Origin of the sequence: Psychroserpens sp. (assembly GCF_034670085.1) — a bacterium.
Classification (GTDB): Bacteria; Bacteroidota; Bacteroidia; order Flavobacteriales; family Flavobacteriaceae; genus Psychroserpens.
On record NZ_JAXMOD010000005.1, the window covers coordinates 87714 to 101459 of the forward strand.

At 33.4% G+C, this 13746-nt stretch carries 10 protein-coding genes; 3 read left to right on the top strand and 7 right to left on the bottom strand.

Going from position 1 to position 13746, the window contains the following annotated elements:
- Window position 1: 1 nt before the first annotated feature.
- The 3 genes from VOI25_RS09755 to VOI25_RS09765 form a co-directional block, all read right to left on the bottom strand.
- Complete coding sequence (locus VOI25_RS09755) at window positions 2–1465, bottom strand: gliding motility-associated C-terminal domain-containing protein (RefSeq protein ID WP_323788880.1); 1464 nt, start codon at window positions 1463–1465, stop codon at window positions 2–4.
- 52 nt (window positions 1466–1517) lie between these two features.
- Window positions 1518–2831 carry a hypothetical protein gene (locus tag VOI25_RS09760; protein WP_323788881.1) on the bottom strand — a complete coding sequence of 438 codons (1314 nt, stop codon included), beginning with the start codon at window positions 2829–2831 and terminating at the stop codon, window positions 1518–1520.
- 276 nt (window positions 2832–3107) lie between these two features.
- A complete protein-coding gene (locus VOI25_RS09765) occupies window positions 3108–3560 on the bottom strand; it encodes a hypothetical protein (RefSeq protein WP_323788882.1) in 453 nt (150 codons plus the stop codon).
- 415 nt (window positions 3561–3975) lie between these two features.
- Between VOI25_RS09765 and VOI25_RS09770 the strand changes: the two genes are divergently transcribed.
- Complete coding sequence (locus VOI25_RS09770) at window positions 3976–4593, top strand: hypothetical protein (protein ID WP_323788883.1); 618 nt, start codon at window positions 3976–3978, stop codon at window positions 4591–4593.
- Window positions 4594–4598: 5 nt separating this feature from the next.
- Here VOI25_RS09770 and VOI25_RS09775 read toward each other — a convergent pair whose 3' ends face one another.
- The 4 genes from VOI25_RS09775 to VOI25_RS09790 all read right to left on the bottom strand — a co-directional run bounded on the left by VOI25_RS09775 (window position 4599) and on the right by VOI25_RS09790 (window position 8127).
- The gene (locus VOI25_RS09775; RefSeq protein WP_323788884.1) at window positions 4599–5507 is read right to left on the bottom strand and encodes a peptidoglycan DD-metalloendopeptidase family protein; all 909 of its coding nucleotides are present in this window, start codon (window positions 5505–5507) and stop codon (window positions 4599–4601) included.
- Between the two features lie 101 nt (window positions 5508–5608).
- The gene (locus VOI25_RS09780) at window positions 5609–6715 is read right to left on the bottom strand and encodes a hypothetical protein (RefSeq protein WP_323788885.1); all 1107 of its coding nucleotides are present in this window, start codon (window positions 6713–6715) and stop codon (window positions 5609–5611) included.
- Window positions 6716–6749: 34 nt separating this feature from the next.
- Window positions 6750–7490 (bottom strand): acyl-CoA desaturase, encoded by a 741-nt coding sequence (locus VOI25_RS09785; protein WP_323788886.1) that lies wholly within the window; start codon window positions 7488–7490, stop codon window positions 6750–6752.
- A 67-nt stretch (window positions 7491–7557) separates the two neighbouring features.
- Window positions 7558–8127, bottom strand: coding sequence for a Crp/Fnr family transcriptional regulator (locus VOI25_RS09790; RefSeq protein ID WP_323788887.1), 570 nt, complete (start codon window positions 8125–8127; stop codon window positions 7558–7560).
- Between the two features lie 261 nt (window positions 8128–8388).
- Here VOI25_RS09790 and VOI25_RS09795 point away from each other — a divergent pair, with 261 nt between their 5' ends.
- Window positions 8389–12090, top strand: coding sequence for a T9SS type A sorting domain-containing protein (locus VOI25_RS09795; RefSeq protein WP_323788888.1), 3702 nt, complete (start codon window positions 8389–8391; stop codon window positions 12088–12090).
- A 216-nt stretch (window positions 12091–12306) separates the two neighbouring features.
- Window positions 12307–13623 carry a DEAD/DEAH box helicase gene (locus VOI25_RS09800; RefSeq protein WP_323788889.1) on the top strand — a complete coding sequence of 439 codons (1317 nt, stop codon included), beginning with the start codon at window positions 12307–12309 and terminating at the stop codon, window positions 13621–13623.
- Window positions 13624–13746 lie beyond the last annotated feature (123 nt).

The following is a 13746-nucleotide window of genomic DNA, read 5'->3' on the forward strand; positions in this document are numbered from 1 at the left end:
TTTATCTTACTACTGTTATTGAACCTTTTTTTGTTTCATTTCCTGATGTGGTGATCACATAGTAAAACACTTGATTTACACTGGTTAAATTCAAATCATTTTCTGGCCAGTTATTGAGATAGTTATCTGTTTGTAAAACTACTTTTCCGCGATTGGTCATAATCATCACATTGGTATCAGTACCAGTTACATATTTAGTTGGAATGATCCATGTGTCATTAAACCCGTCGCCATTCGGACTTACAATATTTGGAATATTATCTACCTCTGGAAAAGGATCATAAGCTTCGTTAATTTCGAATGTAAATTCCCTTGATGCGATGCAACCTGAAGTTTCACTAACAATGACTTTATAACTTCCAATTACCGAAGCTTCAAATGTGTCTTCGCTAGCATCTGCAATTAAATTATCATCTAAATACCATTCAAATTCTGGATTGTTAGCAGTGGTTGTTACCACTACTGAAATACTTTCATCCTCTTCAATAGTGTTTTCTTCTGATACATTAATTGAAGCATCAAACAATTCACTAACGAGTTCAATTGCTCCCATAGCTGAACAACTTCCTAAATCGACTTGTACTGCGTACGTTCCAGATTCATTAGTTTCAAACATTTGATTAGTTGCTTCTGGAATAACAGCACCATTTTTAAACCATTGGTAACTGTTTCCTGACAATGTAGTTAAGGTTGTTACACCAGAACCTGGACAAAATGGATTTCCTAAACTTGATGCAATTCCAGCATTTGCTTCGCCTGAAGCAACTTCAGTTATAGTAACACGGTTTGAAAATGAGTCTGATGTACATGTGCCATAATTTGTTTCAGCAAAATAGGTGCCTTCCTCTGTAACTGTTAATGCTAAACCTTCAGCTACAAAAACAGAAGTCGTTGGACCAGTTTCTTTAAACCAATTAAACGTCAGAGACGGATAATTAAGTGGTGAATCATTAGTTCCTGAACCAGGATTATCAATAGTTAACAGGTAATCTCCACCAGCACAATAAGCTGCCGTAGAGACTAAGTTGTTTATAGTAAATGGTGAATCTTGTATTTTATAATAAGCAGCAAAAGCCATTGAGTTTGAACTTGTCGCTACTGGAGCACTGCTCTTAATTCTTATTTTATAATTCTCACCAGCTGTTGTTTCTGGTAGCGAAAAGTTTAAAGTGGCAGGTGAGGAGGTCACACTTCCAGCGTTAGAAGTAAAAATTACTGTTGCTTCTGAAAAATCGCCATCAGCATCAGACATTTCAATCGTAAATTGATTAGAAGCATTCAAAGCACTAGCAGGAGAAAACACAAATGTTGTGCTGTAAGTATTAAATGACTCACTGGCACACGCTTGACTGAATCCTAAATTTGGAGTTCCAATAACTATTTGGGCACTTAATTGTTCTTGAGTTACAAGGACAAAAAAGCATAATCCAAAAATTAGTTTGCAGGCGGTTTTAGTAGTGTACATTTGGGGTTGTAATTTTCTATTCTATAAGCTATTGTTAATTAAATTAGTTTTATCAATCATTGTCTTCGAGATCATCATTAGCGGCAAATATTCTATTGATTCTTAATCTGAAATCTGGACGTTTTGAATTTTTTAAATCGATGAATGTTTCAGCATCTGGACCTTTAGAGTAAACATTATTGAATGCTCTATTCCCATACCAATTTTCTAAATCCTCATTATTTGTATTGTATTTAATAAAGATGTTGCCTTTACAGTTATTAAAATACGTTCGTGTAAAACCAATTCTCTCTAAATTCTCGCTGTTTATTTTAATTTTATTATCTAGGATAACTGCAGGATTAAAGCCAGAAATAACACTGTTGTCAATGGTAAAAGAAGTGTCTGCACCAATATAAATGGCTTCGTTTACCAAACCAATTTTAATATCGTAATTAAGATCATCACTAATATTTACCAAGGTTAGGTTTTCAGCTTGAATATTGGTTTGTTTTTTTGAAAAATCGGCAGCTTCTTTTTTATCATAAGCTAAAGCATTGATGCATCTTGAAACTTCTGCTCCTGAAGCATAAGGTGATCTAATTGCTAACGAATTTAGTATTTTGCATTGTGCGCCATAATTAAATTCATAATCGTTACTACTTGCTTTATAGGATACTAACTTTTCTAAATTAACATCTCCACCTAATATATTAAATGAATTACCTTCACAATAGCTAACCATTATATTTCCAATTACGGTTTGCTGACCAACACCAGCTAGAGTTAATCCATTAAAGTAGCCATAGTCTCTTGTTCTTTTTCCGGCGAATTCAATTCGCACGTAATTCATTATTCCTGAATAACTATCGATATTGTCTCCTCCATAACTAATATCTTTTGCATCTGAAGGTGTTAAGCCATAATTTAAGGCATCTTCATTACCAAATTTATTGGTTGGAGCATCGCCAAGGATAAAAACGCCTCCCCAATCACCAGGTTTCTTTAAACTTCTTCCAGATGTAAATACAATGGGATCTGTATGCGTACCATTAGCAACTATTTTTGAACCATTACTTATGGTAAGTGAACCTTTAGTTACAAAATCACCAATGATGACTGTTCCTGGTTCAATAGTAAGAGTTGTACTATCGGTAACAAACACATCTCCTAAAAGCAAGTAGACATCACCTTTATATAATTTTGTGTCTCTAGTGATGTCTCCACTTAAGATTTGAGTTGGTTTTCCGTAATCAACTTTATTTGGTTTAAACTCAGTCCAAGGATTTAGCCAATTATCATAGCCTATTATTCCTTTTTCTTGTTGAGCAAACGTGTTGCCATACACTAGTAAGAACAAAAGTGCAATTTGAGTAATTTTTTTCATAGTGATTAAATTCATTTAGATTAGATAAGTGGGCTCTTAAATATAAGTACCAAACATAGGGTTAATACTTATGAAATGCAAATAATATCGATGAAATACACTATTTTGATATCAAAATATGATTTTTCCTACAAAAAAATCAAGAAAATTAAAAAATATTTGCTAATGGTTAATGATCAATAAAGCAATTGTTAATGCAACAAGAGTTGAGATCAAAAAAAAACCTCAACATTGAAGTTGAGGTTAGATTTTTAAGTAATTCTTATTTTATAACGACTAATCTGTTTTGTAATCATTATAGGTATGTAAAGATTTAAGTGTTTCTTCATAAAAGAGAATTGCTGCAATTAAATCTCGTGTGTCAGAATATGGTAAAATGGTTCTTTGAAATTCAATTGTACTATCAAAGTAGCTTACTGATGCATCAAGATTGTTTTCTAAAGCTTTTTTGTTCTCCTTAGTGTCAGGAATACCTAGGTCTGACATAGTGATACCAGGTTTTGTGGCAAAAGCAATATTTGGTAATATATTTACAATAACTTTAATACGTTCTGTGTATAAAGTAAGTAATTCACCCTTTGACATTCGGTCTAATTCATCATGGCTATGGTATTTTGAAATGTTTACTTTGCCATTTATGATATTCATTGATTCATTTTTCTTTTGTGCGAAACTTACGGTTGCAATTAAGAAAAAAGTTAGGATTAATAAAGTAGATTTTGTTCTCATTTTTCGAGTTTTTAGTTAATCTGGGTGAAGCAAATCTATACATTTTATTAAAAAAAACAACTAAATTAATAGATTTTTTACAATTTATTTTTTCATATGAAATGCATATTTCTTGGATAAAGTGCATTTTTACTGGATAAAACGCATATTTTTACGACGAAATACTTTTGTGAATTTTTCAGATATTGAATCTTTAAAATCAGCCAATTTTTGTTTTTTCAATATAATATTCAGTATAACCTCTACTGTTTTTCTAATAGTAAAATACATGGTAAAGTTGAAAATTGGTTGTACTTCATCGGTAGATTTTGCATAATGCATCCTTTCGTCGTACTAATTATACGCTAATTCGATTTTATTTAATTTTTGGCGGTTAATCATTGAAATTTGATGTAACCCAAAACGCATATTCACCATGAAATACCTATTAACCATTATTTGCTTGGCTTGTTTTATTGGTACTAATTTCACAATTAGTGCTCAAGAGGCTATTGATAAATCTGAAGATTATTTAAATAGAAGCCCAATTTACGATTATACAGAGGTTCAATTAAACAACACAGATACGATTCCTGGATTTGAATCTAAATTAAATAAGCTTAAAATTTCTGGAACTATTTATGAAAGCGACGGAATTACGCCAGCAAAGCATGTTATTTTATATCTAGATCAAGCCGATGAAAATGGCGATTTCGATATGAGGTATTCCAACGGAAAGCGTTACAATCATAATAGAGGTTGGATCAAAACTGGTGAAGATGGAACGTATACATTTTACACCTATATTCCTGGAAATGACAGACGTTACAATCAGATGCAACAGTTATTTCCAATTGTAAAAGAACCTTCTAAAGACGAATATGAATTGGCATCATTTCTTTTTGATGAAGATCCTTATTTATCTAAAACCTGTCGTAAAAGAATGGCTAAAAAGGGAGATCCTACACGAATTCTTAAGTTAAAATCTGTTGATGGTATGAGTGTTGTACAGAAAGATATTATTTTGAAAATTGATTCAGAAAGTACTAAATAAGTTTCTTATTTTTCAATCACTAGTTTTTGACCTGGTTTAATTACTGAAGTCTTACTTATAGCATTTGTTTTGCAAATTGCTGCTATGGTTACATTGTTTCTTTTTGAAATTTGTGATAAGGTATCACCTCGTTTTACAACATAAATTTTCTTTTGCTTTTTTAAGCTTGCGATGGCATCTTCTTCAGATAATAATGGAGTTATTTTGCTCTGACGTTTTGAATTATGCACATATGGACTTGTCCATTTTTGGGTTAGCCAGATGTCATTCGCTCGTATTGAATTAGACTCGTTAAATTCAAATAAATACTCAGGGTTTATTGAAATTCCTTTATAATTTACAACCAAATGCAAGTGACTCCCTCTGGCATTTCCTGAAACTCCACCTTTGCCTAAATATTGGCCTTTAAAAACGGAATCATTTTCCTTAACACCGTACTTAGATAAATGTGCGTACACAGTTTCAAGACCATTATAATGTCTAACTACTACTGTTTTTCCATGACCTCTTGAATACCTTGACATTCTTACAATACCATCAAACATTGCAAATAAACTATCTCCAGTGACTAAGTCAATATCGATGCCTTTATGAGCTCGACCTCGTCGCCAACCATAGCGAGAAGTAATTACTTTATTCTTACCAATTGGAGAAGCGTAAGTTGAATCTTTAAATTCTAGTTGCAATGGAAAAATTACAACTTCATTTTTAAAGGGATTGTAAACGGTATGATCCCAATGTTCGGCTTTAATATCTTTAGGAACGATAGTTATTAACTCAATAATTGAATCTCTAGAGTCTTCTTTATTAAGAATCTCAAAATCCAATTCATCTACAATGTTTAGATCAGGATTTTTTTGGCCATAAACACTTAAAGAAAGTACAGTTAGGAGGCACGTAAGAAGTGATTTCATAAATTTAATAAAAAACGCTAATTTTTTCGAAAGCCAAATATAAGAGAATATTATGTAAGAAAATGTTAAAAAGTTGTTAGTGGCATTGAAATCTAACGAATCTAATCGTACATATCTACCTTAAGGTCATCAAAATAAACTGTAGCATTAGATTCGCTTTTGACGTATAATCTGATTCTAAACTTGGCCGTGTCATCTGGAATACATATTGCTGTAGTGCGCAATCTATAAAAGCCAGAACCAACAGCGGTCGTTTCGATTTCAGCATAATGACGTTTAAATTCAGTTTCAGAATCTATGTTGTCATACAAATCAATAATTAAGTTTAAATAGCCGTTTTCAAGAGAATTTGTGCTTTTAAAATTAACTTCGGCTATTAAATTTGAACAATCATCAAAATCTGCAATTGTATAATCTTTGTACCAATTACCATAAGTATTGCTTTCAGAATTTGACGTGGTAGTGATAGCAAGCGCATATGGAGCCGATGTGAATTGATTGGTGTCAATAGAAAAACTATATGGATTATTAGAGTTAGTATTTGCTGGAAATATAGTTTCAGGAATCCAGCCTTCTGCAGTTTCAGAAATTTGGTCGTCGTCTAAAGTACTACTATAAGTTTTTGTTCCAGCCCAACTTGGAATATTAATATTTTCATTTAGTAGTTCATCTAAATAATAACTTCTTTGCGCTTCTTGATAAGCATTATAAATATAAAAGGTGTTACAGCCATTAGAACTGCACATCAATGACGTTGCTAAGCCATTTGGAAGTAAACCAGCTGTATGCGATCTATTTAACAAGGCATGACCAAACTCATGGAATATTAAATTTTCTTTTTCAATATCAGATAAACCTGTCCAACAATATCCTGAGTTTACAATTTCAACTTTTGAAACTCCTGTTTCTATATAATTAAAATAACCAAGGCCACAATAGCTAACATCACCAGGTTGAAAATTTGGATTCACAAACTCAATGCTTATTGGGATATCGCTTAAATCTTCTCCTCTTAATAACATTTCTTCTATAAAGTTATCGTAATAAGATTGGAATTGAATGTGTATGGTTGGATCTGTAGTGCCATTTCCATTCTCATTCTCAAATACAATGTCTTCTTCTGAATTTGGAAGCGTGTGACCAATTCTAGTTTTTGAGCAAGTAAAACATAAGAATGCAATAAGACAAAATAAGATTACTCTAGTCACTTTGATTTTTTGAAATAAAGATAAGAGATTTATCTTATTTTTTAATCCTAATTGGTTTCAATTGAATAAATCCAACAGCATCTAATAGTTTTATAATCAAAAATGTGATGTCAACTTCATACCATTTAACACCAAAATTAGCACGACTGGCATGTTTATGATGGTTGTTATGATAACCTTCTCCCATCATTAAAAAATCAAAACGAAAAAGGTTTTTACTCGTATTCTTCATTGTATAATTGACATATCCATAAATATGACCAAACCAATTAATAATCACGCCATGAATTGGTGCCATTAAAAATGCAATTGGTAATAATAGCCATTGCCACCAAGCTGTCACAAAGTATACAAAGATTAAAATGTAGAGTGAAATCCATAGTAATCTAGAAAAACGAGAACTTGCAAACTTGTCAAATCCTTTCCATTGCGGAACGTTTTTAGTAAAACGCTCATCAATAGTAATACGTTCTTTATTAATATCTTGATAGATGGTTTTTGTTTTCCACATCATAGCAAATAAATTCGCATCATGAGATGGCGAATGTGGATCTTTTTCAGTATCAGTATACGCATGATGCATACGATGCATAATTCCGTAGCCATAGGCGCTTAAGTAACTTGAACCCTGAAATATCCAAGTCAAAACAAAAGTAATACGTTCCATAAGTTTAGACATGGTAAACACTTGATGTGCTGCATAACGATGTAAAAAGAACGACTGAAAAAAAAGACCTCCATACCAGAGTACTAGAACGAAAAGAACAATCACCATAAATTTTTTTTGCAAAGATAAATCGATGATGTAGACGAAACAATGAACCTAAATCAATTAATGACTTTTATAAACGTTTTCTAATTCTGCTTAAGGCTTGAGCAGTTACACCAATATAAGAGCTGATGTATTTAAGTGGAATCACTTTTAAAAGTTCTGGACGTTCTTTAAACAATTTTAAGTAACGCTCTTCGGCAGAAAGATTTAAGAGGTTTTGTTCGCGTTTCGATTTTAGTAGAAATAGACGCTCAGCAGTTAATCTACCAATTAAGTTTCCTATTTGTGTTGTTTTATAAACGTCTTGCAAATCATTATAAGTGATGCTTAAAATAGTGGTTTCCGTAAGTGCTTGTAATTGATAAGCTGAAGGCGTTTGTGTTAAAAAGGAATCATAGGCACTAATAAATTGGTTTTTAAAGCTAAAACCAAAGGTGATTTCTTTTTCTGGGTCGTCTTTCGGAATAAATAAACGTACAACTCCAGATTCGATAAACGAAATATGATTTTCAATAGCATTAAGTTTTAAGAAAACCGTTTTCTTCGGAATTACACGACGTTCTAATTTAGATATAAAGAATTCCCAATCTGAGTTAGATATGGTCGCAATTTGATCTAAGTAATCTTTTATTTGTTGCAAATCTTTTAACTATAATAAATGAGGTTATAAAGATAGGTGATTCGTTAGCTGCTATATAATATTAAACAGTAAATGTGTGATCTAAGCAATGTAGATGACTTTTAACTCATTATTTAATGATTATGATGTTTTGTTTTCTGCTTGTATTGTTTTTGTATTGCCAAGTATTAGCGATGTATTGTTTTTGTATGGGTAATTAAAGCCTTTCATTGAGGAATATTCATTTTCTTGTGCTTAATATTAAAAAATAGATAATAAAACATGAAAAAATTTACATTTTTGCTATGTCTCTTGATCGCTTCAGCAGGTTTTGCTCAAGCTGATTTGGAAGACTTTGAAGGGTACGTTGTAGGCTCAACGATACCATTTGTTAATGGACCAGGTACTGCTACTGTTATTGCAGATAATACAGGTGCTGGAAATGGTAATGTGCTGGAAATTATAACGGCTGCTGCATCTGCACCTTGGCAACAAGCTGAATTAACATTTCAACCAGGTTTTGAACTTGATTTATCAGGAGTAGACAAAACAGTTTTAGTTGAATGGTATTCAGTTGCGCCTTTTGATGCTCTAGTAAGAGCTGACGCAGGTGTTGGAGGTGGAGCTTCAGCTGCACAAGCTATTCACCCAGGAGGTGGATGGGTAACACTAGCATTTGATTTTAATAGTCCACAGGATGGGTTAGGAGTGCCTACTGGTGTTTATGGACAATTATTCTTCTTTAACCTTTGGGATGCACCTGATGTAGATATGGATAATATTCCAGATGGTAATGGTGGATGGGTTTGTGGAGCGCCTGATTGCTCTCCATCTGTAACAACTTTGGTAAATCTTGTTCAAGGTCCAGAGTCAGTGGCAGAAACATGCTCAGACGGCATTTTAAACAATGGAGAATTAGATGTAGATTGTGGTGGACCAAATTGTGCGCCTTGTCCTGTAGTAGAAACTTGTACAGATGGAATTCAAAATAATGGAGAAACTGATGTAGATTGTGGTGGACCAAATTGTACACCTTGTAACCCTAACTTTTTAATTTTAGAAGATTTTGAAGGCATTGATCCTCCATTAGCATTCGTAAATGGTCCTGGAAGTGCAACTGTTTTAGCAGATCCTACAGGTGGATCTAATAATGGTGATGTATTAGAAATAATTACAGCAGCAGCTTCTGCACCTTGGCAGCAAGCTGAGTTGACCTTACAAGATGATATGCTCGATTTATCAACAGCAAACAAAACTGTTTTTGTCGAATGGTATTCTATGACACCTTTTGATGCTTTAATAAGAGCAAGTGCACCAATTTCTGGAGCAGATTCAGCGGCTCAAGCTATCCATCCAGGTGGAGGTTGGGCAACATTAGAATTTGATTTTAATAGCCCACAAGATGGCCTAGGAGTTCCTAATGGTGTTTATGGTAAAATATATTTCTTCCAACTATGGGATGCACCTGACGCCAATATGGATAATATTCCTGATGGTAATGGTACATGGGTTTGTGGAGCACCAGACTGTTCTACGATTACAACAACTTATATTGATATAGTTCAAGGTCCAGATATAACAGGTCCAACATGTACAACTACCTTAGGTAGTACGAGTGCTACTTGTGATACAACAGGACCTGGAGCAACTGACGATACGTACACAGCTACGGTTGATTTTTCTGATGGTTTAAATGGTAACGTTTATATTGTTACTGCGTCATCAGGAACAGTTGGTGGAGATGATCCAAATGCTGTTGCTTCAGGTACGATAACCGTAACTGGAATTACAGAAGGTACTAATATTACGGTAACCGTTGACGATACAGCTGATGGTGGTTCTTGTTCATTAAGTGCAAATATTACAAGCCCTATGTGTATACCACCGCCATCATTAACTCTCTTAGAAGATTTTGAAGGATCACCTGAAGTAACTACGTCAAACGGTCTTGGAGCTGCAAATGTTATTCCAGATCCTTTAAATGGTTCTAATACAGTTTTAGAAATTATTTCTGCCGATTCAGGAGAATCATGGCAACAAGCAAATGTCATTATGCAGGATTACTTTATGGATTTATCTAGTAATGTAACTATTGAAGTAGATGTCTATGCTACGCAAGATTTCTCAATGTTAGTAAGACTTGACGATCTTATAAACGCACCTGCTGCTGCACCAACGGCTTCCGAATTAAGTTATGCTACATTAAATGGAGCTTGGCAAACTTTGACTTTTACGTTTGACCAAATTGTAGATGGCCAAAATCTTCCAAATGGTGAATACTCACAAATCGCATTTTTCCCTAATTGGGCAATAGGTGGTTGGAATCCTCCAGAAAATTTCACCGTGTATGTCGATAATATTAGAGCGGTACAAGGATCAGAAATCCCAGTATTACCTGTAAATTATGTATATAATGATGGATGGGCACCAAGTGACCCAACAGGTGTTTCAGGAGCTATTGATAATATTAATATCATCAATGGTGATCTTGTAGTCTCTGCTGATCTAGAATGTCAAGATCTTACAATGCAGGCCGGAACTTCAATGACTATTAATTCTGGGGTGACTGTGACAACAAGTTCAACAACGTTGTTTTCTCAAACTACATCATTCCCTAGTTTAATTGTTGATGGTACAATTACTGGAACTGTAAATTATCATAGAATGACAGCTATTGTGGGTACAAATGATTTAGCATCTCCACCGCTTTCTGGACAAACTTTTGGTCCTTTTGCAGGTGCAAATCTAAATTTACCTCAACAAGGTGATTTAAGAGCTTATGGACCTTACGATACAGTAGCAGGAGAATATGTAAACTATGATATTACTGCAAATGCAGGAACTGTATTGCAATCAGGAGTTGGTTATAGAGCAGCTACTATTGATGGCAATAGATTAATTTATACAGGATCTCCTTTGAGTTCAGATGTTTTAGATATTCCTATTACTGATGCAGTAGCTGGTAAAGCATGGAATTTAATAGGTAACCCATATTCAAGTTATTTGGATTTTGATACCTTCTTTAATTTGAATCTATCACAGTTTGATTCTGCTGGACCTTTCCAAGCCATTTATGGTTATGATGGTAGTGCTACCAATGGATGGGTAGTATGGAATTTAGCAACAATAGCTGATAGTGAGGTAACTGAATTAATTGCGCCAGGACAAGGATTCTTTGTGAAGTCTCAAGCAGGAGGTGGATTAGTTGATTATACAACTTCTATGAGACGTTCTGGATCTTCTGATGACTTTATCCAAGGTCGTGCAGCAAGTAGTTTAGATGTGGCATTAACAAAGCTTTCATTAACTAGTTCCACTGATGCAGCTAAAACGCGAATTTATTTTATTGAAGGAACTTCTAGAGGATTAGATTCTGGTTATGATGCTGGTGCCTATGGTGGAAATGGAGAAGCTGGCTTCACAATCTTTACTAATTTAGTGGAAGAGAATGAAGGACTGGATATTGCAATCCAATCTTTACCATACTTTGATTTCAATGATATTATTGTTCCTGTGGGTGTAAAAGCATTGGCTGGAACAGTGTTAACTATTGGTTTAGAAGAGAACTTGTATTCTCCTGTACCTGCGAATGTTAATATATATTTAGAAGATACTTTGGAGAATACGTTAACATTATTGAATACTTCAGATTATACGTTCACTCCAACAACGGATATGGTTGGTGCTGGTCGTTTCTTTTTGAGATATTCTGCTGACACTTTATCTTTAAATCCTAATGAAACACTTAATGAATTAGTCATTTATACAAATGAAAATCATGAAGACATTATCATAAAAGGGATGTTAACTGAGGCTACAGATGCAACGTTATATGATATTCAAGGTAGATTAGTTTTAAATGAAAAATTAGAGCAATCTAACATAACGAATACAATTGATGTATCATCAATTAGTTCAGGTGTTTATGTAATTAAAGTATCTAATAAAAATAGTACAAAAACTCAAAAACTAATTATAAAATAATTGAGTAAGTATTTAGTTAATAATTAGTAATTAAACTGTCGCTATAAATTTTTAGCGACAGTTTTTTTTATTTAATATTTCAACATCTTGCCTACAAATTTGTTCTTATGCCAAGAACGGTATCCTTACCTTTGTAAAAATTATCTTTAAAACCTATGTTTCGGTTTAAGATTACCTAAACCAAATCATAATGGTTTACAAAAGCAATTGAATAATATGGCAAATACTATAAAAGCTCAGCAAGATATACTTGAAAAATTAAATATCTATGCTTTAAATCCAATGCAACTTGAAGCTTTAGATGTTATAAAAAATACAACTAATACCATATTATTATCACCTACTGGAACTGGTAAAACCTTAGCTTTTTTATTACCATTATTAGACTTTTTAGATCCAGAATGCGAAGATGTACAAGCCGTAATTATTGTTCCTTCAAGAGAATTGGCCATACAAATAGAGTCGGTTATTAGAGAAATGGGTTCTGGATATAAAGCCAATGCTATTTATGGAGGACGAGCGATTTCAAAGGATAAAATAGAACTCAAACATACACCAGCAATTTTAATAGGAACTCCAGGACGTTTAGCTGATCATTTAGAACAAGCGCGCTTCACGACAAAGCATATAAAAACATTAGTTATTGATGAGTTTGATATTTCGGTAGAAGTTGGAGCAGGTGGTGAGATGAAAAGTATTATGAGTTATTTACCGCATATTTCAAGACGTATATTGACATCTGCAACTGAAGGCACTGCAATTCCAAGTTATTTAAAAATGGCTAATGCTACCACTTTAAATTGGCTTAAAGACAAAGGAAGTACAAAACTCACAGTGAAAACAGTTCTATCGCCATCTAAAAACAAACACAATACTATTGTCGATTTATTAAACCATTTGGGTAATGATCCTGGAATTATTTTTTGTAATCAAAAAGAACGTATTATAGATCTTAGTCGGTTTTTAGATAAAAAAGGAATTGCTCATACTTGTTTTTATGCGGGAATGGAGCAAAAAGATCGAGAGCGTGCATTAATAAAACTTCGAAATCGTAGTGTTTCCATCCTTATAGCGAGTGATTTGGCCTCTAGAGGTATTGATATTCCAGAAATGAAATACATTATTCATTACGAAATCCCATCTGCTTTGCAAGAGTATACACATAGAAATGGTAGAACTGCCAGAGTTGATTCTAAAGGCACAGCGTATGTAATAAAAGGTGACCAAGAGGTTTTCCCTGAGTTTATAGGTAAACCTAAAGTTCAGATGCTTTCTAAGGGTGGAGGAAATCGTAAGCCAGAATTTTGGACAACCTTATTTATTTCTGGTGGTCGAAAAGACAAAATTTCAAAAGGAGATATTGCAGGACTATTTTTTAAACAAGGTGCTATTCAAAAAGACCAGTTGGGTGTTATTGAATTAAAACAAGACTGTGCATTTGTAGCTGTACCTGTTAGTATTGCTGATGCATTGGTGTTGAAACTGAACAATGTACGGTTGAAAAAGAAAAAAGTTAGAGTGACTATAATCTAAAAACATATTACCAAATTCAGTCTTTCAGTAGCTAATTTTTGAATGAATTTTTAAGACTTGATTTATAATAAATTGAAAATAAGTGAATTAATGTATGGTAAGCCCGAAAAATGGCATCATATT